We start from the raw sequence: 23,118 nt of genomic DNA on the forward strand, positions 1-23,118 counted from the left end.
AAGGAAAAATTAAAGAGTTCAATTTTTTGTTTAGCAAAGCGAGTTTTACGAGCGAATGCAAACAAAAATTGACCGAGATGTCGTATCTCTAGAGATACGACATTAAAAGCCTTGTAATGCTTTTTACATTACAGAGTTGAACAGTCCAATGGCTCTCGCTGGTCGCCATTGAACTAACAAGCAACTCAAAGTAATAATTCGCTCGTAAACTCGCTCATATTACTTTGAGTTGCTTTTTTAATGATTACTCTGTTTCAAGTAAAACCAATAATGAAAAACTCAAAACGACTCGGCGTGAAAGTGTTTTCGAGTTCACAACTCACGACCACTTGCTCCGGCTCACCGCCTCCGCTACGTGCCTGCTATGCCGCTTGTTGTATCAACTATACGCGTTTCTCCTAAACCAACTGATGCTCGACACTATGGAAATCTATAATACTTTTGAATGATGGTGCTCGTTTCATTCCATTTTACATTTCATTAATGAAATCAATTAATAATACTTCTGTGGTTCGATTATTTGTGCAGCACAATATCAACCTCACTAGTTCAATGTATCCAAACACTATATGGTTCTAATAATGCTTAATTACACATTACTACTTACCTGTGGAAGTTTGTGCTGTGACCATCCTCGTGATGAGGAGGGAGCTACTGGCACTGCTCATGCCATTCAACATCGGCATGATAACCAGCAACGAGTGGGGCAGCTATGGCCTGGAGGTGCCGAAGGATAAGCATCTGACTGGCAAAATATTCACCCAATGCATTGAGCGTAACAACTTGACGCTGAGAACCCGAATCAAAAGACTGACCCGCAGAAGCATCTGCTTCTCACGTTCTGTAGAACTTCATGAAAAGGTTATCGGAGCCTTTATCGAAAAATACATGTTCTACTAATTGGATGCACCACCCTTTTTTGATACAGAAACAATCGCTTTTCAGTGCTGGATTCCCAGCACTGACTTTTAAAGAAGAAGTGATTGTTATCTATATAATTACCATGGTAATTAGTTAATACTTAGCTCTGATTTAATTGAATCAACTTCGGTCTGCATGTCATCAAAGCTCAGGTTATCTTGAGCCCTATCTATCAGAGTTAAAGCAGCACCTATAACAAATTTATCGTTTAAGGAGATTTTCATCCCTGCATTCTCAAGCTGAATTGCCATTGAATTAACACGAGATAGTATATCTCGATTTGCAGTATACGAACTTACTTCAGACTTTTTCCTGCACACTAAGATCGCATCAAGACTAATTGGATTCTTTGCCAGAGATTTGGGACTTGCACCACGTAGTTCAGCATGAACTGGGTGTGCTGCAACAACAGCTAAACCAGCATGATTTAATGCTTCGTAGATTGCAGCCCAGCCTTCAGCTTTAGAATGATGAAAACTAAACGCCAATATTCCACCATCCTTCAATACTCTACATGATTCTTTAAATACTGAAGAAAGTTGTCGCGAAAAGATTCTAGGATCTTTATGCTGGACCTCCCCATTGTCTGATGAATCTGCTTTGGATAACCACTGGTAGCGGTTACCTAAGACTGGAGAAAGCCAAGCATAGAAGAAGTCACTTAGTTCTGAGTAATGCACATAATCAAAATAAGGTGGATCTGTAATAACTGCATCAATGGATTTATCTGGTACGGGAAGTTTAGAACTATCGCCATTCAAAACCATCAGGCTATGCTGCTCTTCGACTAATTCATCCCATGTTTCGACGAGTGTAGCGTTGATTGGATTACTTGATAATATTTTGTTTGAACCAATCTTATTTCCGCATTCGTCATGTTCGAGCTGAATTTCAAAAGGTTTATCTAAGTACCTGCGTGCTCTCAGCAAGCGAGATTCAAAAAGCGTACTGAAAGTACCGCTGCTACGGTCTGTGCCCCAAACTGAATTTTCGAGAGGTGTACGCTCAGGCTTTAATATATGATTAGAGAACATATGTCTAACAGCACCAGTACCTTCTCCTTTGAAACTACAAAAGAGATTGTTGAATTCTAAGGTGCTTGAAAAAAGGCATAACATTTGTTCTTGAACTGGAATGTCTTCAATTTTGAGTATTTCTTGAAGTAACATACCTAAACATAACAACTGTCGGGAGTTGAAAAAGTCTTTCCATGAGTTGTAATTATAGCCTAAGGCTTGATTAGTATTATGCCCTTGTCTTACATCTAAACTAGGAAGTGGCAAACTTAATTCAGCTAGTTTTTCATTAGCCTCACTATAAAGAGCATGATCGTAATCTTTAACAGATAGATATATCTTTGAACTATCTTTACGTAGTGCAATCATAGCATACATACGATGAGTTGGACTTTTATCTGGTTCTCTATTAATTAGCTCTTTTATCTTATACTTTTTCCCATCTTTAGATGTTACAAATTGTCCAGTGACTGGACCAGTCTGTGGGTTGAAATGATGTTTACAATGCATGCAAGTTGTATCTGTTGCATCGTATCTCTCTTCCAATACAGACCAGCAAGATGGACAAAGTATTTTTGCCATCGGTTTTTTTTTCGGATACGCATCTTGGGAGAACACATATTTTGAAAATAGTGGTATTTCTTCACCCTCAGGCGTAACAACTAATTTAACCCAAAAATAATATAAAACTGGTATTGATTCATTTGTTTCAGGGTCTTTAGTTTGATAGTATTTTTTTATATTTTCAGCGACAGTTTTTTCTAATTGACTAAAGGTGTTTCGTAATTCTTCTTCAGAAACAGAAGCAAAGGCTTGACGAACTTGGAAAGTGCTCACCGGATTGATATCACAACCAATAGCTTTTGCTCCAAGTTTCAGAGACTCGCCTAAGGTAGTACCACTTCCCATAAAGGGATCTAAAATAATTTTATCATTTAAATTGTGAGTTTTATAAAACTCGCCCCATATGTTTGTTTTAGGGCGAGTAAGTGCTCCCAATATAATTGCTCGAAAAACAGAGCCTAAGCGAGTTGCCCACCATTTATGTATATGATAAATGGGACGGTTAATCTCTTTCCTCCAGCTTTCTTGCTCTGCAATTTGGCTAATTTCAACATTAGGGAAATCGCTCTCTAGTGCAGTAAATAAACCTGCAATTTCGGAGATGTTGTTGATATTAGAATCCATTATTCATCCATCATATTAATAGCTGCAACTGCAAGTGATACATTAGCCATGCTTACAGGCTTAGGTGATTGCTCATTTAGGCGGTATGCATAAAATCTACGTTGATTACCTGCATTGGGATTTGGGATGCGTTCAGAATTTAGTTCATTTGTTCTGAGGTCGAAATTATAACCAACAACTAATGAGTCGGCCTCAGTACGAATTAGTTCACCCACCTGCTGATATCTGCTATCAGATACAAAACTATCTGGTAATATCAACGTCATTAACCCAGTAGTTCCCTCAGTAAGAGCGAAAGGTGTAGGAGCTACATACATTTTTCTGTCTCTGATCATAATGTCCCCATAAGTACCGAAGCCTTTCACGCTCTTGTTTTTATGTATGTAGTTATGATCTGCATTCAGAAAGTCGCCATGACAAATAACTAAATCCACTACAGGATATTGTCGACGTCCATTACCAAAGTCCGTATATACAGATAAATCTGCTGGGTATCTCCCAAATACATAGAATATTTGTCTACCATTATGATATCCTGTGGGTACTTGGCTATTGGAATCATAGTCTCGCTCGCGACCAGGCCATGCTAATCCCTTGATCTCAAAGCCTTCAGTATATTCGACCAACCTAAAGTCAGGATAAGTGTTTCGACCACTCCCTTCATAGAGAATGCTCATATTCTCAAGTCGTTGCTGAAACCAGTTTTGAAAGTGAAATTCTTTATCTTTTGCTGAAACTGATTCGATTAACTCACCAGCCTGCACTGCTAGGACACATTGTTCAAAGACATCAAAAACAGTAGTGATATGCATTATAAAACCACCTAATAAATTGATTTAAAAAGAAAAATATAATGATGCGTATACGTCATTGTATCAGCCTTAGGATGACGAGACTATGCATTTCTAGGACTCTTGTGTGGCATAGATTGTACAAGTAACTTTTCATCTGATAAATGTGTTTATTGCTTAAGTACTGGCCTTTAGCTCACAAAATAATCGAACCCTAGATCTCCCGATTTTTGGTAAAAAACCTTAAGTAATCTTTTACTCAGGAAAAAATACCGTCAGTTTTTTTCTGCACGATTTGAAATCTCGTTCGTATGGTTAGGTTCAACCTCGCCGACCAAATGCCGTGTACTCAGATCTCAGTACCAAACTTTTACAAATCTTGCATTGAATAAAAAACGAACTATTAAAAATATGTTTTTAGGTATACCTCAAGCAGACTCGCACAGTTCCCTATTCAAAGTGGTTCATTAAATTCATTTTACAACTTAAAGCAGACCGAATATAATAAACCATATAAAATAGACTAATGGAAAATTATCATGCGTGTATGGGGTTATCTAAGAGCATCGACAAAGGAACAAGATGTCGATAGAGCACTAAACGAATTAGAGAACTTTGCTCAATCACATGCATTGAAAGTATCGAAATACTTCAAAGAGAATGAATCTGGAGCAAGTCTACAGCGACCACAATTATTCCTACTCTTAGAGATCGCTGAGCGTGGCGACATTCTACTTTGTGAGCAAATTGATCGTATCAGCCGACTCAGTAGTGAGGATTGGAAGAGTCTCAGAACACTCATTGAGTCCAAAGGGATCAGGGTTGTATCATTAGATCTTCCGACTAGCCACCAGCTTTTAAATATCAAAGATGAATTCACCACTCGGATGTTTGAAGCGATGAATTCGATGATGCTGGATATGCTAGCCGCTATCAGTCGCAAGGATTATGATGATCGCCGTAGACGGCAAAGACAAGGTATTGAAAAGGCTAAGAGAGAAAAAAAATATCGAGGGCGTCCTATTGATGAGAATTTACATCGCAAAGTGAAGGAACTACTATCTGATGGTAAAAGTTGGAGTAAAATTCAAGAGCTGATAGGTTGCTCAAGAGCTACAATTGCTAAAGTATCCAAATTTTTATAGACTACACTGATTTTCCTATAAAATATATATTAACGACTAGATATAGTGGGATTATATAGCATGGCTAATTTTCTCTGAAATATCCAATAGATAGGATAGAGTGGATGCTTTATTTAGAGTGGCTAAAATTGAAGCATCATAGAAAAAATATCGACATCTATCCCATCCCATACACTGGAGTTTTTATTCACTCTCGCCAGCAAGGTTTTTACTGTTTCTTAGCCTATATAAATCAATAGCTTTGTCTCTAATAATATTCATTTTTGACTCAAGCATAACTATACCCCAAACTGTTCCAGTTTCTTGTCTGTAGAATACCTGCATCGCTGATATTTCAGAGTCTCTATACTTTATCCAATCTCTTTGTGCATTACGAAAACCACTCTGCACATTTTTATTTTGCCCTTTTAAAAGCAATTTATATTGGATGTTGAGTTCTTGGTCCCATGACTCAATGGCAGTATTATAGCAACTTGAAATGTCTAGTGTTGACACTGCCGATAACTTGCACTTTGTTAAAGTATTATCAATGTTAATTCCAATATTTTTAGCATACAAAGGAATGCTACTTGTTGCCATTATTAACAATGTGAAAAATATGCCTTTTCCCATAACATCATATCCCTTCATTAATTATTCCCCATATTATCACCATTAAAAATTTAGTAATATGTATCTTTATCTCTAAAAATCCAATGAAGTAACCAGATAAAGCCCCAAAGACCCCCAGTGAGAATCGTTAGAATTAAATGAGCTATCCAAGGAAACTTTTTTTTGCTAAATCCTTGGCTGTTGTTGTTATTATTATTGTTGTTGTTGTTTGAAACAATAATATTCTGATTCTTCTCTCGTTTCAATTGTTCAATTTCTCGAAGTTGCTGATCCAAAATTTCGCCACAGTGCTTGCACTTTTTAGCTTTACTGGATACTAGCTCATCACAATACGGGCAGAGGGTTTGTTGCACGTCTGTCATCATTTTGTTCCTTGTTTGTTTCTCTATCTTGAGATGAGGTCTAACTGATACCTAGAGTTATACGGTTGTGTACATTTCTACAGCATACCAAATAGTACCGCCATTGATCAATTATATTGATCGATAATTAAATATCGATCTATAAAATAGATCGATCGGATGAGGTTCACATATCTGTGGGAGAGGTGATTTCTTTGGGTAGTATTTTGCTGATGCCTTGTTCTTTTACTAGGATGAACAGCTATGTAGAGTTCAAGCACCATGCGGCAGTAAGATCTTCTTTGCACTGTAAGGGAAAAAGATTACTAGCTTTCCCAATGAGTTAATTTATTTCTAATTGTTACTTGTTAGTGCTAAAAACAACATAATATGTCAATATCTGCTCGCCTTAGCTGTTCCATTTTTAATCAATTTTTTTTATTTTTTAGTATCAATATGATTTAATGAGGTTTTTAGTGATATCAAACACCAACAAGTTGGCAAATCCCGGCCCCCTGGGTCTGATGGGTTTTGGGATGACTACCGTCTTGCTGAACCTGCACAACGCAGGGCTCTTTCCGCTGACTTCCGTCATTTTGGCTATGGGGATCTTCTTTGGCGGTATCGCCCAGATCCTGGCCGGACTGCTGGAATATAAGAAAGGCAATACCTTTGGGCTGACCGCTTTTACCGCCTATGGCTCCTTCTGGCTGACCCTGGTAGCGCTGTTGACGCTGCCAAAGATGGGCCTGGCCGACGCAACCGATGCACTGTCTCTCGGAGCCTATCTGGCGCTGTGGGGCATCTTTACCCTCTTCATGTTCTTTGGCACCCTGCGCGGCAACCGCGTCTTGCAGTTTGTCTTCGCCAGCCTGACGGTACTGTTCTTCCTGCTGGCCTACGGCAACATCACCGCTAACGCCAGCGTGCTGCACATCGCCGGCATCGAAGGCATCATCTGTGGTGCCAGCGCCATCTACCTGGCGATGGCCGAGGTGATCAACGAGCAGTATGGCCGTGATGTGCTGCCCATCGGCGCTAAGCACGCCTAACTCAGTCGCATCCCTGACGCATAAAGGCCTCCCTCAGGAGGCCTTTTTTATCCCGGCACATCTGGCGCCATGTGGACTAACGCACTTCGCCACATTGATGCGGTGCTGCTCGCAGCGGCGCACGCAGGAAGTAACAGCCTAGTAGCACGCCCAGTGACGAGAGCGCCAACACATACCATCCTGCCGCTAAAGGCGTCAGGGCCAGTAACAGCGTCACGGCGATCGGCGTCAAACCGCCGAATACGGCATAGGCGAGATTATAAGAGAAGGAGATCCCGCTAAAACGCACCTCGGCGGGGAAGGCACAGACCATCACAAACGGCACCGCGCCGACCAGACCGACACTAAAACCGGCCAAACCGTACCGCCAGAACAACTGCCCCGCCTCGATCTGCGGCGACAACTGGCTGAAGAATTGCCAGCTACACGCCCCCAACAGCAGGCTACCGGCAATAAACAAACGCCCTGCCCCCACACGATCTGCCAACATCCCCGCCACAATACAGCCTAGCGTCAGGGTGACAATGGCCACGCTATTGGCTTGCAGAGTCAATGCGGCCGGCAGACCATACTGTGTTTGCAACAGACTGGGCGTCATCAGGATCACCACGACGATACCAGCGGAGAGCAGCCAGGTCAGCAGCATCGAGATCACCACCGAGCGCCGATGGTCACGCACCACGCGCTTCAACGGCAACTCCTCGGCCAGGGCGCGACGCGCCTGCATCGCCAGAAAAACCGGCGTCTCCTGCAACCAACGGCGTAGATACATCGCCATCAGGCCAAATACACCGCCCAGAAAGAAGGGAATTCGCCAACCACCGGCGAGGATCGCCTGTGACGTCAGCCAACTATTCAGCCCCGTCGCCACCAGCGAGCCAAGTAAGATACCGAAGGTCAGGCCAGCCGTCAGTACGCCACAGGCAAAGCCAATGCGGTGCGGCGGGACATGTTCGGCGACGAACACCCAGGCACCAGGCACCTCGCCACCGATGGCGGCGCCCTGTAAGACACGCATCAGCAACAGTAACAGCGGTGCGGCGATACCTAGCGTTTGATAAGTCGGCAGCATCCCCATCGCCAGCGTCGGCAAGGCCATCAACAGAATGCTGAGAGAGAACATGCGCTTGCGACCAATCCGGTCACCAAAATGCGCCATGACGATCCCACCGAGCGGACGCGCTAAATACCCGGCGGCGAAAATACCGAAGGTCTGCACCAGGCGCAGCCACTCCGGCATGTCCGGTGGAAAAAAGAGTGCGCCGACGACGGCGGCAAAAAACACGAAGATGATGAAGTCATAAAACTCCAGCGCCCCGCCCAGGGCGGCCAGCGCCAGCGTTTTATAGTCCTGCTGATTCAACTGACGGTGATGATGCAATTCCATATGTCGTTACGGCCCTATTTTTTGACACTTATTGATAATGTTGTGTTGCAAAAATAGAGATATAACGTTAGCCGTATACATACCAGTCATTCTAAATCTTATCCTGCAATGACTGTAACTTCAGTTGATTATTTCGCGACGAGCACTCTTTGGCCGAAATGCTGCTATCACTTCGCTGTGGGTCTCCACATAGGGGCCATCTAACAGTTGAATACAATATGGCACGCTGGCGAAGATCCCCGCGACCCGCGTTTGGCCGGATTCATCCTTCAGCCCCTCCAGCGTCTCACGGATCGACTTAGGCTGCCCCGGCAGATTGATGATCAACGCCTGCTTGCGGATCACACCAACCTGGCGCGACAGGATCGCCGTCGGGACGAAGTTCAGACTAATCTGGCGCATCTGTTCGCCGAACCCCGGCATCTCACGATCGGCGACCGCCAGCGTCGCATCCGGCGTCACGTCGCGCCGTGCGGGGCCGGTACCTCCGGTGGTCAACACCAAATGGCAACCCCGCTCATCCACCAGCTCACATAGCGTCTGCTCGATCAAGCGTTGCTCATCCGGGATCAGGCGCGTCTCCAAGCTATAAGGGGTAGCCAATGCCGCGGCCAGCCAAGCCTCTAGTGCTGGAATGCCCTGATCCTGATAGACACCGTTAGATGCCCTATCAGAGATCGATACCAAACCTATGCGTAGTGTATTCATGCAATAACCTCAACGACGATGCCTTCCGGCTGTGGATGCAGAATGATACTACGCCAGCCGCCGATCACCACATCCGCACGCTGCAAAGAGTGACGCGGGCGACGGTAACTGAGGGCGATCACGGTCATTCCCGCCGCTTGTGCGGCACGGATCCCCGCTTCGTCGCTTTCGATCACCAGGCAGTCACGCGGGTCCAGACCGTAATGGCTGGCGGCTTGAAGGTAAGGCTCCGGATCCGGACGCCCGCAACTCACCTGCTCTGCGCCGACCACCAGTGGCGGACGCGGCATCCCGCTGTGCGCGATCTGTTCGCTGGCTCGCTGCTGCCCGGCCTGTGTGACCACACCCCAGGGGGTGTCACTCAAACCGGCCAACCATGCCGCCGCGTCCTGACGCAATGCGCTACGCCGCTGACGCACCGCCGCCAACAGCGCCTGCTCCAGACGTTGACATTCGGCGCGATCGCTATGGCTCGGAGCCAGTTGGCGTAGTGTCTCCTGCACCCGTTGGCTATAGATACGTGGGCGCAATAGCGTGCGATCGATGCACCGCTGTTGTGCCCACTGCTCCCACACGAGTTCGGCATGGCTATCGCTGTCGAGCAACGCGCCATCCATATCCAGAAAGATGGCGGCGAAATGCTTTCTCCACATGACGCATACTCCTCTATCGGCAATGTACTGTGTCGTAACTGACGCTCTGGAAAAACGTTAGCGCCATCGCGCCGAAGAGGCAAAATTTATCGCGGCCATTCCCCCAAGGTGAAACGGCAAAGAAAGCTGCCAGCGCGCCGCCGTCTCGGCGGCACGCGCGTTTAGAGGCCCAGACAGAGGTATTTCATCTCGAGGTAATCGTCGATACCGTACTTCGAGCCTTCGCGACCCAGCCCCGACGACTTCACGCCGCCGAAAGGCGCCATCTCATTCGAGATAAGGCCCGTGTTAACCCCCACGATGCCATACTCCAACGCCTCTCCGACACGGAATACCCGCCCCAGATCTTGGGTGTAGAAGTAGGAAGCCAGGCCAAACTCTGTCGCATTAGCCAAGGCGATCACCTCATCCTCATCGCGGAAACGGAACAACGGCGCCAGCGGGCCGAAGGTCTCCTCACGCGCCACCAAGGCATCGGCGGGCACGTCCAATAGTACCGTCGGCGTGAAGAAGTTCCCGCCGCGCGCATCGGCCGCCCCGCCGCAAGCGATGCGGGCGCCGCGTGCCACGGCATCGGCGATATGCTCTTCAACCTTCGCGCGTGCCCGTTGGTCGATCAGCGGCCCCACCGTTACCCCCTCCTCCAAGCCATCACCGACACGTAATGCCTGCACCGCCTGGGTTAGCTTCTCGGCAAAGCGCGCATAGATCCCCTGTTGCACATACAGACGGTTGGCACAGACACAGGTCTGCCCGGCATTACGGAACTTGCTGGCTAACGCGCCCGCCACCGCCTGATCCAGATCCGCATCATCGAACACGATAAATGGCGCATTGCCGCCCAGTTCGAGAGAGACTTTCTTAATGTCATGCGCACACTGCGCCATCAACTGTCGTCCGATCTCTGTCGAGCCGGTAAAGCTCAGCTTGCGCACCTGTGGATTGGCGGTAAGCTCTCCGCCCACCTCGCCCGCGGCCCCGGTCACCACGCTAAACACCCCCTGTGGAATACCGGCACGCAATGCCAGCTCCGCCAATGCCAAGGCGGAATAGGGTGTCTGACTGGCCGGCTTCAGCACCATCGTACAACCGGCAGCCAACGCGGGTCCCGCCTTGCGGGTGATCATCGCCGCCGGGAAGTTCCACGGCGTGATCGCTGCCGTTACCCCGATAGGCTGCTTCAATACCAGCAGACGCTTATCAGCCTGGGGAGCCGGGATAGTATCGCCATAGACACGTTTCGCCTCCTCGGCAAACCACTCGATGAAAGAAGCGGCGTAGGCGATCTCACCACGCGATTCGTCCAGGGGTTTACCCTGCTCCAAGGTCATCAGACGCGCCAGATCCTCCTGGTGAGCCAGGATCAGATCAAACCAACGGCGTAAGATCTGGGCCCGCGCTTTGGCGGTATGTCCGCGCCAAGCCGGCAGGGCATGGGCGGCGGCATCGATCGCGCGCCGGGTCTCCTCACGCCCCATCTTCGGTACACTACCGAGCCTCTCACCATTCGCCGGGTTGACGACGTTGATGACGTCGCCACTGTCAGCGTCACACCAGACACCGTCGATCAGCGCCTGCTGACGAAACAGGCCACTATCATTAAGCTGTATCATATTCCCCTCGCTACGCGATACCGGCCACGCCCCGCTCCCGAAAGCGAACGCCCCAACCGGTCGATAAAAAAATAACCCCCCGGACGCTTACGCGGCCGGGGGGTTAGATGGTAAACCAGACCCACTTACAGCAGTGCGTCGATCATGCTTTCCAGTTTACCCTGATCCACGGCGAACTTGCGGATGCCATCGGCCAGTTTTTCCACCGCCATCGGATCTTGGTTATGCTGCCAGTAGAATTCGGCTTCGCTCAGGCGTGCTGGACGAGCCTTGATCTCCCCCTGATAGGCCAGCTTACGCTCGACGCTACCCGTGCTTTCAGACAGCTCCTTAAGCAGGGACGGGGAGATGGTCAGGCGGTCGCAACCGGCCAACTCCAGGATCTCACCGACGTTGCGGAAGCTCGCGCCCATCACCACCGTCTCATAACCATGCTGCTTATAATAGTTATAGATTTCGGTGACGGAGATGACGCCCGGATCTTCCGCCGCTGCGAATTCGCTCTTGCCACTATTCGCCTTATACCAATCGAGGATACGGCCAACAAACGGAGAAATCAGGTAGACGCCCGCTTCGGCGCAGGCACGCGCCTGAGCGAAGGAGAACAGCAGCGTCAGGTTACAGTTGATGCCCTCTTTCTCCAGACGCTCGGCGGCACGGATGCCCTGCCAGGTGGAGGCTAGCTTGATCAGGATACGATCGTTGCTGATGCCGGCATCGTTATACAGTTTGATCAAGCGCTTCGCCTTGGCCACGCTGGCTTCGGTGTCATAAGAGAGACGCGCATCGACTTCGGTAGAGATACGACCCGGGATCAGTTTCAGAATTTCTAGGCCAATATTCACGGCCAGTTTATCGGACGCATCCACGATCTGCTGGGCGCGATCGCCACTCTGGCTACGGGCCCAGGCGATGGCATCATCGATCAGTTTACGGTATTCGGGGATCTGCGCGGCATTGAGGATCAGAGAAGGGTTTGTCGTGGCATCCTGTGGTTGGTACTGCTTCATCGCGGCGATATCGCCGGTATCCGCAACCACAGTAGTCAGTTGACGCAGGGAGGTCAGTTTATCGGTCATTTTTAGCGTTCCCATTTTGGTGTATTAACCAGCTTGATACGCCAATTGTTATCTCCCCCTCTTAATCTATGGCCACTCCGCCACGCCGTAATCAGGGGCATCGCCTTGCGCAAAGGCGAAGGTGCTAACAAATTGAGCATGAGCTTGTGACGTGCCTGGTCTGATGATAACACGCTGTTTGCGTTGCGCAATGGAGGAAACATCCCAGTAAATGCGCCGTTTTTTCCCATTCATCAAGGAAATTGCACCGCAACCGTTTCCCTGTTGACAATCACCCTAGGGCAAGCGTTAACGCGAATATTCTGCCCAGCTTGTTAAAAATCATGCTACATTCTTGCCGCCTTATCGACACGGTGTCGCACAGCGTTGCGCAACGAACGAGTGGCGGCCTCGTGTCATCAGGGAAAGACATAATAAAAGAGGACTACGCATTGACGGATCTCATTAGTTTTATCAACAACATCCTATGGGGCTCGGTACTGATCTATCTGCTGATCGGTGCCGGTCTCTATTTCACGTTCCGCACCGGGTTTATTCAGTTTCGCCACTTCGGCCATATGTTTTCAGTATTGAAAAACAGTAATAAGGTCGACAGCGGTGGTATCTCCTCCTTTCAGGCACTGTGTACCAGCCTGGCCGCCCGCGTCGGCACCGGAAATCTCACCGGGGTCGCCATCGCACTGACCGCCGGTGGGCCTGGCGCAATATTCTGGATGTGGATCATCGCGCTGATCGGAATGGCCACCTCTTTCATCGAGAGCACCTTGGCCCAGCTCTATAAGACGCGCGACGATCAGGGTAATTTCCGTGGCGGCCCGGCCTATTATATGGAGAAGGGGCTCGGCATGCGTTGGATGGGGATCCTGTTCTCCCTGTTCCTGCTGGTCGCCTTCGGCTTGGTATTCAACGCCGTACAGGCCAACTCCATCGCTCAAGCGACCGCCGTCGCCTTCCATATTTCACCGCAGTATGTCGGCATGACTTTGGTAGTGATCTGCGGCGTGGTGATCTTCGGCGGTCTACGCTCGATTGCTCGCACCGCCGAGCTGATCGTACCGGTCATGGCCATCGCCTATCTGCTGCTGGCCTTCTGGGTGATGGGGCATAACCTGGCCCGTCTGCCAGAGGTACTGATGCTGGTGATCAAGAGTGCGTTCGGCCTGCAAGAAGCGGCTGCCGGTGCCGTCGGCTATGGCATCTCCCAGGCGATGACCCAGGGGATCCAGCGCGGGTTATTCTCTAACGAGGCCGGCATGGGCTCAGCCCCCAACGCCGCCGCCTCCGCCACCCCCTATCCGCCTCATCCCGCCTCTCAGGGCTATGTACAGATGCTAGGCGTCTTTATGGATACGTTGGTGATCTGCAGCGCGACCGCCGCCATCATCCTCTCCTCCGGCGTATTGGATGCCGCACCGGGTTCCATCAGCGGTATTGAACTCACCCAGCGAGCGCTCTCTTCGGCCGTCGGGGACTGGGGTGGGACCTTTATTGCGGTGGCGATCTTCTTCTTCGCCTTCACCTCCATCATCGCCAACTATGCCTACGCCGAAAGTAACCTGATCTTCCTGGAACATAACCACCCCAGTGGTTTGATCTTTCTACGTCTAGGTACGCTGGGTATGGTGATGTTCGGTGCCTTGGCGGAGCTGCCGTTAGTGTGGAAGATGGCCGACCTCTCAATGGCGCTGATGGCGATCACCAACCTGATCGCCATCCTGTTACTGTCGGGCGTCGCCTTTAAGCTGGCCCGCGACTATAACCACCAGCGCCGTCTGGGGCTGGTGCCGACCTTGGATCTCAGTAAGTATCCAGAGATTCAACAGCAAGTTGAACCGGGGATCTGGGAGAAACCGGCGCGTAAGTAAGGCACTCAGGGGGAGTTTCACTCCCCCTTATCCCTATCACAGCAATTTTTCCCGCCCGCACGCCAGTTTGCTAAAGTAGACGAAGTTACCCTTTTCTCTCTTGTAGGATGCCGCCATGCTGACGATTATCTCCCCAGCTAAAACGTTGGACTACTGCTCCCCACTCGCCACACAACGCTATACGCAACCGTTAATGTTGGCGCAAGCCGAAACGTTGATGCAGACGGTGCGAACCCTGACGCCAGCACAATTGGCCTCGCTGATGAAGATCAGTGACAAGCTGGCCGGGTTGAATGCCGCGCGCTTCGCCGAGTGGCAACCCCATTTCACCCCGGAGAATGCCCGCCAAGCAATACTGGCATTTAAAGGCGACGTGTATAGCGGACTCCAAGCCGAAGACTTCAACGAGGCAGACTTCGACTTCGCTCAGCAGCATCTGTGTATGCTCTCCGGGCTCTATGGACTGCTACGCCCTCTGGATCTGATGATGCCCTATCGTCTGGAGATGGGAACCCGGCTGCATACCCCCTATGGCAATGATCTGTATGCCTACTGGGGTGACCAGATCACCCGCCAACTGAACCAACAACTACGGCAGCAGGGAGATCGGGTCGTCATTAACCTGGCATCGGACGAATACTTTAAGGCGATCAACCCTCGCATCCTGGAGGGCGAATTGATCAAACCTATCTTTATGGATGAAAAGAATGGCAGCTTTAAGGTGATCAGTTTCTACGCCAAGAAGGCGCGCGGACTGATGAGTCGCTTTATCATCAAGCAACGATTGCAGGATCCCGAGCAGCTAAAGGCGTTCGATCTGGAGGGATACGCTTTCGCCGGGGAGAGCCAGGGCCGACTGGGACGCGAACTGCTGTTCCAACGCCGCCACTAACGCCCGCCCCGATAAAGCCGCCCCCGCCACCTGCGGGGGCCGGCCTCTCACGCGTCGGTCAACAGGAATGCCCGTAGGTGAGAGAACTCCGCCGGTAACGTCTGTGACAGCAGCGGCAGGTCAGCACGCTCGGCTAACGCCGCCGGTAACGGCAGAGCGCGATCCAAGATACGCTCCACCGACTCGGCGAACTTGGCCGGGTGCGCGGTCCCTAGGAACAGACCATACTCGCCGGGACGTAGGTTTGCGCGTAATACCTGATAGGCGATGGCGGCATGGGGCTCACTGACATAGCCCTGGGCAGCCAGTGCCCGCATCGCCTCCTCGGTCTGCGCATCGTCCAACGCCCCATAGTCCAAGGCCGCCAGCGGCCACTCACGACGGCGGAACAACTCCTCGACCCGCGGCCAGTTGTTGGGGCGGCTGACATCCATGGCGTTAGAGAGGGTCGCTACCGTGTCGTGTGGCTGCCAAGCGCCGCTGGCCAGGAAACGAGGAACCGTATCGTTAGCATTCGTGGCCGCGATGAAACGCTTCACCGGCAATCCCAGCGATTGGGCCAGTAAGCCCGCGGTCAGATCGCCGAAGTTGCCGCTCGGTACCGAAATCACCAACTGATTGCGCGCCGCCTGTGGGAGTTGCGCCACCGCCTCAAAGTAGTAGCAGACCTGCGCCAACAGGCGGCTGATGTTGATCGAGTTTGCCGAATTCAACCCCAGTTGCTCACGCAACGCCGCATCGTCAAACGCCTGCTTGACCAACGCCTGGCAATCATCGAAGTCGCCCTCGATCGCCACGGTACGAGTATTACCGCCCAGGGTGCAGAACAGCTTCTCCTGCAACGGACTGATCTTCCCGCGCGGGTAGAGGATCACCACCTGTACGTTATCCAGACCATAGAAGGCATGCGCGACCGCGGCGCCGGTATCGCCCGAGGTCGCCGTCAAGATGGTGACAGGTCGATCCCCCGCCACCTGTTGTAGCATCTGCGCCATAAAGCGCCCGCCAAAGTCTTTAAAGGCCAGCGTCGGGCCATGGAACAACTCCAGCGTCGCAATGTCATCGCTCACCGGCACAACCGGCGCCGGAAAGGTAAAGGCGGCGCGTACCCGCGCCAATAAGGTTGCGAACGGAAACTCATCGCCCAGGTAGGCCGCTAAGATATGGGCGCTACGCGTCACAAAATCTTGGGCCAGTAAGGCATCGATCTCACTCCGCTCAAACGACGGCAATGCATGGGGGAAAAATAACCCCTGCTGACGGCCCAGTCCCTGAACCAGCGCCTGGGCAAAGTTAACCTGCTCGTTATGATCTTTCAGATTGTACAGTTTCATGGCTTATCCCAGTTGTCGTGCGCCCGCCGTATCCAGACGGCAAATATGAACGAATCCCTGCTCATTTTGCAGGTAGTGTTGTGCCAACCAATGCGCCACCTGTTGGGCAACGGCCTGATCGTCGCACACGGCGAACAACGTCGGCCCCGAACCCGAGATGCCACATGCCAGCGCACCAAGGTGCTCCGCCGCCTGGCGTGCTTCGAGAAACCCGGGCAGCAGGCCGCTACGGTAAGGTTCGGCGATCACATCCTGCATCAAGGCCGCAGCCAACTGGGGTTGACGCGTATGGCAGGCATGAATAAAACCGGCCAGATTGCGTCCATGGCGGATACAGTCGGCACGGGGATAGTGTGGCGGTAGAATGGCGCGCGCCTCGGCGGTGGAGACCTTGATCCCCGGATAGGCCATCACCCAAAGCCACTCATCGAAACAGGGTACCGGTTGACTGATGATCCCCTGAGCCTCGACCATCAATTGCACCCCACCCAGATAGCAGGGGGCGACGTTATCGTAATGCACGCTACCGGAGATTCGGCCCTCCAACTCCCCCATCAGAGTCAATAGCTGGTGTGGCGTGAGGGGGTCACCGGCAAAGCGATTCAACGCCGCCAAGGCCGCGACGACGGAACAGGCGCTAGAGCCCAACCCTGAGCCGATCGGCATGTTCTTTTCCAACACCATTTCGACGGCCAACTCGTGTCCGATCTCGGCGCAAAAACGCTGCCAACACTGATAGACAATATTCTCTTGCTCGTTCGCAGGCAGGCTCGCGACGAAGCGGCCACGACACGCCAGGGAGAAACGATCGCTGGCGGTGACGCTAACACAGTCCCCCAGTAGACTGCCATCCAGCGGTGTAACGGCCGCGCCCAGCACGTCGAAGCCGACGCTAACGTTGCCGATCGAGGCCGGCGCATAGATCGTCACCATGTTATACCCCCAGTTTCCATGACAGCGTACGCAACAGATCGGCGAACACGCCGGCAGCCGTCACCTCATTACCCGCGCCATAACCGCGTAGGACCAGCGGCAGCGGCTGATAGTAATGGCTATAAAACGCCAGGGCGTTCTCGCCATTTTTCACCTTATACAGTGCATCGTTGCCATCCACCTCGGTGATGCGAACCACGCAGCGACCCTGATCGATCTCGCCGACATAGCGCAATACACAGCCACGCGCACGCGCCGCCGCCACCCGCGCGGCGAAACCCTCGTCCAGACGTGCCAGGTTAGACAAAAAGGCCTCGACCTCCCCACTCGCATCGAAGCTCGCGGGTAGCACCGGCTCGACCCGAATGTCCGCCAACTCCAAGGTATAGCCCGCTTCGCGGGCTAGGATCAACAGCTTGCGCGCCACATCCATACCAGAGAGATCATCGCGCGGATCCGGTTCGGTATAGCCTAATTGACGTGCCTCGGCGGTAGCCTGGGAGAAGGATGCCCCCTCCTCCAGTCGACCAAAAATAAACGAGAGCGAGCCGGAAAGAATGCCGCTGAAGCGCTGGAGCTCATCGCCGGCGCTCAACAGGTTTTGTAGATTCTCGATCACCGGCAGCCCCGCCCCCACGTTCGTGTCATACAGGAACTTACGTCGGCTCCCCGCCGCCCGCTGACGCAACAGATGGTAGTAATCCATCGAGGCAGTGTTCGCCTTCTTGTTGGGCGTCACCACATGGAAACCGTTAGCCAAGAAGTCGGCATACTGATCGGCGAGCGTCTGGCTGGAGGTACAGTCGACGATCACCGGATTCAGCAAATGGTAGTCATTGACCAGACGGATCAGCCGCCCCAGGTTAAACGGCTCCGACGCCTGCGCCAGGGACTCTCGCCACTGCGCCATGTCGATACCATGTACATTGGTCAGCAATGCCTTCGAGTTGGCGATGCCGCATACCCGTAGATCGATATGTTTACGCTTCAACCAGGCTTGCTGGCGTTCGATCTGTGCCAGCAGCGCCCCACCGACACCGCCGACGCCGATCACAAAGACCTCGATCACCTGATCGGTATTAAACAGCATCTGGTGCGTTACCCGCACGGCGGTGGTGGCCACATCGTTACTGACCACTACGGAGATAGAGCGCTCCGACGATCCTTGGGCGATGGCCACGATATTGATATTGGCGCGCGCCAACGCCGAAAAGAACTTCGCCGAAATACCACGTAGGGTACGCATACCATCGCCGACCACGGAGATGATGGCCAGATGCTCCGTCACATCTAGCGGCTCCAACAGGCCATCTTTCAGCTCCAGATAGAACTCCTCCTGTAGCGCCTGGCAGGCCCGTTGCAGCTCACGCTGCGGAACACAGAAACTAATGCTGTACTCAGAGGAGGATTGGGTGATCAGCACCACCGAAATGCCACTGCGCGACATCACGGCGAAGACCCTGGCCGCCATGCCGATCATCCCCTTCATCCCCGGCCCCGAGACGTTGATCATCGCCATATTGTTCAGATGGGTGATGCCTTTGACCGGCAACGCCGCATCACCCCGCTGTGCACCGATCAGGGTACCGGGTGCCTGCGGATTGGCAGTATTCTTTATCAGGCAAGGGATCTGAAACTGGGCGATGGGAGAGATCGTTCGCGGGTGCAATACCTTAGCCCCGAAGTAGGAAAGCTCCATCGCCTCCTGATAGGACATGGCATCCAGTAAACGCGCATCCGGCACCAGGCGGGGATCGCAGGTATACACGCCGTCGACGTCGGTCCAGATCTCGCAACATTCGGCACGCAAACAGGCCGCTAACACCGCCGCAGAATAGTCAGAGCCGTTACGCCCCAAGACCACCAGCTCCCCCTGCTCATTGCCGGCGGTAAAACCGGCCATCAAGACTACGCTATCCGCCGGGATGCCTAGCGCGGCGATACGACGACTGGATTCGGCAATATCGACACTCGACTCGAGGTAACCACCGCGTGCCAGTAGACTACTGACCGGATCGATGACGCTAACACGCCGGCCGCGCGCCTGGAGTAGCGCGGCCATGATGGCGATGGAGAGCTTTTCACCCCGGCAGATCAATGCCGCGTTGACGCTATCCGGGCATTGCCCCAACAGAGAGATACCATGTAACACCTGGCGAATCTGGCCAAATTCTTGGCTCACCCGCAGACGCAGCGATGCGGCATCGAATCCCGGCTGCGCCTGAGCCAGGCCCTCCAACAGATCGGTAAAAATCTTCTCGGCTTCGCCTAGGATCGGTTGTACATCCTGGCCGGCAATGGTGCGATCGATCAGCGCGACCAAGTGGTTGGTGATGCGGGCCGGAGCAGACAGCACGGCGGCGACCTGTCCTTGGGCGGCGTTACTCTCCAGAATGTCGGCCACGCTGATCACGCGCTGAGCGTTGGCGACCGATGTTCCGCCGAACTTTAATACTTTCATCTGACTCTCTCCGAATTTGGCCGAAAAAAAAGCCCGCACTGTGAAGTGCGGGCTTTTTCATTTTCACTTTTCTGTATGCGTCAGCCCGCCCCGTTACTGGTTGTACCGGTGGTGGTAATTGTAGTGATGATATTCAGGCTGAAGTTACGCATAGTCTGTCCAAGTTATTCCTGTGTCTGCCCTATATTGGTTAAAGCAAAGCCAACGGTGAGTCAACCTATTTCTATTTTGTGACATCGATCGCAGCCTATTTTCGGCAGTTTTAAAAACTAATAAATCATAATTATTAGAATAAAATCATGGCCAATTGGCCGCACTCCGCCACACATCACCAATCAACTCACCAAATAACCAAGGATTATCCTTTTTCGTGTTTCTTCGCCGCTAACCCGTTATTCAAAGCAGATTCGATGTCATGTAGCAAACGATGCAGCATGGCGGTATCCCGTTGCGCCAACAGACCGAGACGTTGGGCGAGCCAATCGCTCAGTTTACTGTCATCCTCGACGCCTAACGTCTCAAGTAGACGCGTCGTTCGTGCCCGTAAAGCAGCCAACTGCTCTCCTTGCGCCGCCGGCTCCGCGACCGCGTGTACCTGCATCAATGAAGAGAGCTGGTAGCAAAAGACCATCACGGCCTGCCCCAGATTTAACGAGGGATAATCGGCGGCCATGGGCACCCCCGTCAACAAATCCACCAGCGCCAGTTCATCGTTGGTCAGCCCGGAATCCTCTCGGCCAAAGACCAACGCACAACTCGCCATCCACTGCTGCTTTTCCTGCAAGATACCGACTAACTCCGGCGGTGTGCAGTAATAATGGAAACGGGCGCGACTGCGCGCCGTCGAGGCTACACTGAACTCGACATCCGCTAATGCCTGCTCCAAGGTGGCAAAATGACAGGCATTATCCAGAATATCGCCAGCCCCGTGCGCCACCCAACGCGCCGCAGGTTCACGATCCGCCTGACTATCCACGATGCGTAACGAAGTGAAGCCCATAGTTTTCATCGCTCGCGCCGCCGCGCCTACATTCTCCGCCCTGGCCGGAGCGACCAGTACAATATGAATTTGCATATTTAGTGCCTGTTTTTTTACCGAGGCGCACACTCTACCCCGCCAAACACCATTTTTCTACGCCGCATTTTTACTACATATTTTTAACAAAAAATAACGTTTCCATTTGTTAAATAACCTTCTTTGCAAAAATTCTCACTCATTAACATCGAAATGCAAATTTCACAAAAAATATGTCAATATTGTTATTATATTCATGAAGTTATTTATTATTTAATAGCAAAAAACTCCGTTTGCTAAGCGCGACCTATCCAGGCGAACCCGCTGGAGAAATCGCTATGAGAGAGGCATTAAGCTTGCAAACTTGTAAGTGTTTTTCACAAATCTGTTAACGTGCTACAATTGGACTTGATATATGTCAACAAAGGATAGTTTTGTTAGGTGGCATTTGACGCATGCGCTGTTATATTGCTGTTAATAGGGTTAGGATGTGCGCCGCTTTTGGCACCACCGGGGCTGTAGGGAGTGACACCCCCTGACCAACCTAGCGATGTTGTTGACGTTGATGGAAAGTGCATCAAGAACGAGTTTACGTACTTTAGTCACTAGAGCCCCGCGGTTGAACCGCCCATATTTGGTGATCTGGGTTCCCGGACTGCTGTACACCCCCTATTTTTCTATTTTGTTGGCAATTTTAGGTAGCAAAACATGCAGACCCCGCACATTCTGATCGTCGAGGACGAACTCGTCACTCGCAATACGTTAAAAAGTATTTTCGAAGCGGAAGGTTATATCGTTCATGAAGCCAATGATGGTGCCGAGATGCATCAGATTCTGTCTGAATTCGACATCAATCTGGTCATCATGGACATCAACCTGCCTGGGAAAAACGGCCTGCTGCTGGCACGCGAGTTGCGTGAGCAGGCAAATGTCGCACTGATGTTCCTGACCGGTCGCGATAACGAAGTGGATAAGATCCTCGGCCTGGAAATCGGTGCCGATGATTACATCACTAAACCGTTTAACCCGCGTGAACTGACCATCCGTGCCCGTAACCTGCTCTCCCGCACCATGAACCTGGGTAGCGGCAGCGAAGAGCGTAAAAGCGTCGAGCACTATCGTTTCAACGGTTGGGAGCTGGACATCAACAGCCGCTCTTTGGTCAGCCCGGACGGTGAACAGTACAAGCTGCCGCGCAGCGAGTTCCGCGCCATGCTGCACTTCTGCGAGAACCCGGGTAAGATCCAGTCTCGTGCTGAACTGCTGAAGAAGATGACCGGCCGTGAACTGAAGCCGCACGATCGTACGGTAGACGTCACCATCCGTCGTATCCGTAAGCACTTCGAGTCGACGCCGGATACGCCAGAGATCATCGCCACCATCCATGGCGAAGGCTACCGTTTCTGCGGCGATCTGGAAGAGTAATCCACGACGCCTGAGGCGATATAGCAAGAAAAAAGGCCGGGTTATCCCGGCCTTTTTGTTGTCAGCTTTAAACCACCTCCTCGGGAGGTGGTGATTGTCCCTGTGAGGCTATAGCCTGAAGGAAGCCCATGCCAGAAAATTCCAGCTTACTCACCACAAGTAAGAAGGAAATCACTGACATGAGCAGTTATAGAAGTTCAGCACATGTATTCTGGCGTTGCAAATATCACTTGGTGTGGACGCCAAAGTATCGCTACAAGGTTTTAACAGGGGCGGTAGGTAAAGAGCTTTATCGCTCAGTTTATATACTTTGCAATATGAAAGATTGTGAGGTACTTGAATTGAATGTTCAGACAGACCATGTTCATCTTGTCGTGATGATCCCACCGAAACTCTCGATCTCAACGCTGATGGGCGTCCTGAAAGGGCGCACAGGTATTCGTCTCTACAACAAGTTTCCGCATATACGAAAGAAGCTGTGGGGTAATCATTTTTGGGCGAGGGGATACTTTGCAGACACAGTTGGAGTGAACGAAGAAATTATCAGACGCTACGTGAGGCATCAGGATAAGAAAGATCAAGAATACGAGCAGCAAATGGCGTTATTACAGGATTAAAACGAACAAGGCCCCCTTTTAGGGGGCCCCATTTAAAGCCACCTCTTCAAGAGGTGGATTTTTACTATCG

At 51.3% G+C, this 23,118-nt stretch carries 20 protein-coding genes, 2 pseudogenes and 1 other annotated feature; of the genes and pseudogenes, 7 read left to right on the top strand and 15 right to left on the bottom strand.

Translation table 11 applies throughout. The features are described 5' to 3' along the window. Positions 1-645: 645 nt before the first annotated feature. A pseudogene (locus tag DCL27_RS13670) lies at positions 646-900 on the top strand (IS1 family transposase); the annotation flags it as partial. 110 nt (positions 901-1,010) lie between these two features. On the opposite strand, the gene DCL27_RS13675 reads toward DCL27_RS13670, so the two are convergent. Together DCL27_RS13675 and DCL27_RS13680 are read right to left on the bottom strand one after the other, a co-directional pair. Beyond that, positions 1,011-3,125, bottom strand: a complete 2,115-nt coding sequence (locus tag DCL27_RS13675) for a DNA methyltransferase (protein ID WP_035601154.1) — start codon at positions 3,123-3,125, stop codon at positions 1,011-1,013. Next, on the bottom strand, positions 3,125-3,937 hold the full coding sequence (locus DCL27_RS13680; protein ID WP_071526418.1) for a hypothetical protein: 813 nt from the start codon (positions 3,935-3,937) through the stop codon (positions 3,125-3,127). The genes DCL27_RS13675 and DCL27_RS13680 overlap by 1 nt, the downstream gene beginning before the upstream one ends. Positions 3,938-4,455: 518 nt before the next feature. Here DCL27_RS13680 and DCL27_RS13685 point away from each other — a divergent pair. After that, positions 4,456-5,061 carry a recombinase family protein gene (locus tag DCL27_RS13685; RefSeq protein ID WP_035601157.1) on the top strand — a complete coding sequence of 202 codons (606 nt, stop codon included), beginning with the start codon at positions 4,456-4,458 and terminating at the stop codon, positions 5,059-5,061. A 183-nt stretch (positions 5,062-5,244) separates the two neighbouring features. Here DCL27_RS13685 and DCL27_RS13690 read toward each other — a convergent pair whose 3' ends face one another. Next, positions 5,245-5,691 carry a lysozyme inhibitor LprI family protein gene (locus DCL27_RS13690; protein WP_109691481.1) on the bottom strand — a complete coding sequence of 149 codons (447 nt, stop codon included), beginning with the start codon at positions 5,689-5,691 and terminating at the stop codon, positions 5,245-5,247. 32 nt (positions 5,692-5,723) lie between these two features. Then, a complete protein-coding gene (locus DCL27_RS13695) occupies positions 5,724-6,038 on the bottom strand; it encodes a zinc ribbon domain-containing protein (RefSeq protein ID WP_035598833.1) in 315 nt (104 codons plus the stop codon). 440 nt (positions 6,039-6,478) lie between these two features. On the opposite strand from DCL27_RS13695, the gene satP reads away from it, so the two are divergent. After that, entirely contained in the window at positions 6,479-7,066 is a 588-nt protein-coding gene (gene satP, locus DCL27_RS13700) for an acetate uptake transporter (protein WP_035598830.1), read from the top strand. A gap of 76 nt (positions 7,067-7,142) precedes the next feature. Here satP and DCL27_RS13705 read toward each other — a convergent pair whose 3' ends face one another. The 5 genes from DCL27_RS13705 to tal all read right to left on the bottom strand — a co-directional run bounded on the left by DCL27_RS13705 (position 7,143) and on the right by tal (position 12,506). Beyond that, complete coding sequence (locus DCL27_RS13705) at positions 7,143-8,453, bottom strand: MFS transporter (RefSeq protein WP_035598827.1); 1,311 nt, start codon at positions 8,451-8,453, stop codon at positions 7,143-7,145. Between the two features lie 120 nt (positions 8,454-8,573). Beyond that, complete coding sequence (gene mog / locus DCL27_RS13710) at positions 8,574-9,161, bottom strand: molybdopterin adenylyltransferase (RefSeq protein WP_035598824.1); 588 nt, start codon at positions 9,159-9,161, stop codon at positions 8,574-8,576. Continuing rightward, a complete protein-coding gene (locus tag DCL27_RS13715; protein ID WP_005282440.1) occupies positions 9,158-9,814 on the bottom strand; it encodes an HAD-IA family hydrolase in 657 nt (218 codons plus the stop codon). The genes mog and DCL27_RS13715 overlap by 4 nt, the downstream gene beginning before the upstream one ends. 161 nt (positions 9,815-9,975) lie before the next feature. After that, positions 9,976-11,424 carry an NADP-dependent succinate-semialdehyde dehydrogenase gene (gabD, locus tag DCL27_RS13720; protein ID WP_035594763.1) on the bottom strand — a complete coding sequence of 483 codons (1,449 nt, stop codon included), beginning with the start codon at positions 11,422-11,424 and terminating at the stop codon, positions 9,976-9,978. A 128-nt stretch (positions 11,425-11,552) separates the two neighbouring features. Beyond that, a complete protein-coding gene (gene tal / locus DCL27_RS13725) occupies positions 11,553-12,506 on the bottom strand; it encodes a transaldolase (protein WP_035594308.1) in 954 nt (317 codons plus the stop codon). Between the two features lie 431 nt (positions 12,507-12,937). Between tal and DCL27_RS13730 the strand changes: the two genes are divergently transcribed. After that, positions 12,938-14,371 carry an alanine/glycine:cation symporter family protein gene (locus DCL27_RS13730; RefSeq protein ID WP_005294798.1) on the top strand — a complete coding sequence of 478 codons (1,434 nt, stop codon included), beginning with the start codon at positions 12,938-12,940 and terminating at the stop codon, positions 14,369-14,371. Positions 14,372-14,486: 115 nt separating this feature from the next. Continuing rightward, entirely contained in the window at positions 14,487-15,263 is a 777-nt protein-coding gene (gene yaaA / locus DCL27_RS13735) for a peroxide stress protein YaaA (RefSeq protein WP_035598821.1), read from the top strand. A 47-nt stretch (positions 15,264-15,310) separates the two neighbouring features. On the opposite strand, the gene thrC is transcribed toward yaaA, so the two are convergent. The 6 genes and pseudogenes from thrC to yjjY form a co-directional block, all read right to left on the bottom strand. Further along, entirely contained in the window at positions 15,311-16,597 is a 1,287-nt protein-coding gene (thrC, locus tag DCL27_RS13740) for a threonine synthase (protein ID WP_035598818.1), read from the bottom strand. A 3-nt stretch (positions 16,598-16,600) separates the two neighbouring features. Beyond that, entirely contained in the window at positions 16,601-17,530 is a 930-nt protein-coding gene (thrB, locus tag DCL27_RS13745; RefSeq protein WP_005282415.1) for a homoserine kinase, read from the bottom strand. A gap of 1 nt (position 17,531) precedes the next feature. Continuing rightward, positions 17,532-19,991: a bifunctional aspartate kinase/homoserine dehydrogenase I gene (thrA, locus tag DCL27_RS13750; protein WP_035598815.1), complete on the bottom strand. Its 2,460-nt coding sequence runs from the start codon at positions 19,989-19,991 to the stop codon at positions 17,532-17,534. A gap of 22 nt (positions 19,992-20,013) precedes the next feature. Next, positions 20,014-20,136 (bottom strand) — a sequence feature (Thr leader region). Further along, entirely contained in the window at positions 20,072-20,143 is a 72-nt protein-coding gene (thrL, locus tag DCL27_RS17800) for a thr operon leader peptide (protein WP_071523905.1), read from the bottom strand. (Overlaps the previous feature by 65 nt.) Before the next feature lie 206 nt (positions 20,144-20,349). Further along, positions 20,350-21,066, bottom strand: a complete 717-nt coding sequence (locus DCL27_RS13755; protein ID WP_005282408.1) for a tRNA/rRNA methyltransferase — start codon at positions 21,064-21,066, stop codon at positions 20,350-20,352. Positions 21,067-21,469: 403 nt separating this feature from the next. Next, positions 21,470-21,612 (bottom strand): annotated as a pseudogene (gene yjjY, locus DCL27_RS13760) (YjjY family protein). A 102-nt stretch (positions 21,613-21,714) separates the two neighbouring features. On the opposite strand from yjjY, the gene arcA reads away from it, so the two are divergent. Together arcA and tnpA are read left to right on the top strand one after the other, a co-directional pair. Then, positions 21,715-22,431, top strand: a complete 717-nt coding sequence (arcA, locus tag DCL27_RS13765) for a two-component system response regulator ArcA (protein ID WP_005282404.1) — start codon at positions 21,715-21,717, stop codon at positions 22,429-22,431. Positions 22,432-22,610: 179 nt separating this feature from the next. Further along, positions 22,611-23,048 carry an IS200/IS605 family transposase gene (gene tnpA / locus DCL27_RS13770; RefSeq protein ID WP_109728684.1) on the top strand — a complete coding sequence of 146 codons (438 nt, stop codon included), beginning with the start codon at positions 22,611-22,613 and terminating at the stop codon, positions 23,046-23,048. Positions 23,049-23,118: the final 70 nt, after the last annotated feature.

The organism is Edwardsiella tarda ATCC 15947 = NBRC 105688 (genome assembly GCF_003113495.2).
Classification (GTDB): Bacteria; Pseudomonadota; Gammaproteobacteria; order Enterobacterales; family Enterobacteriaceae; genus Edwardsiella; species Edwardsiella tarda.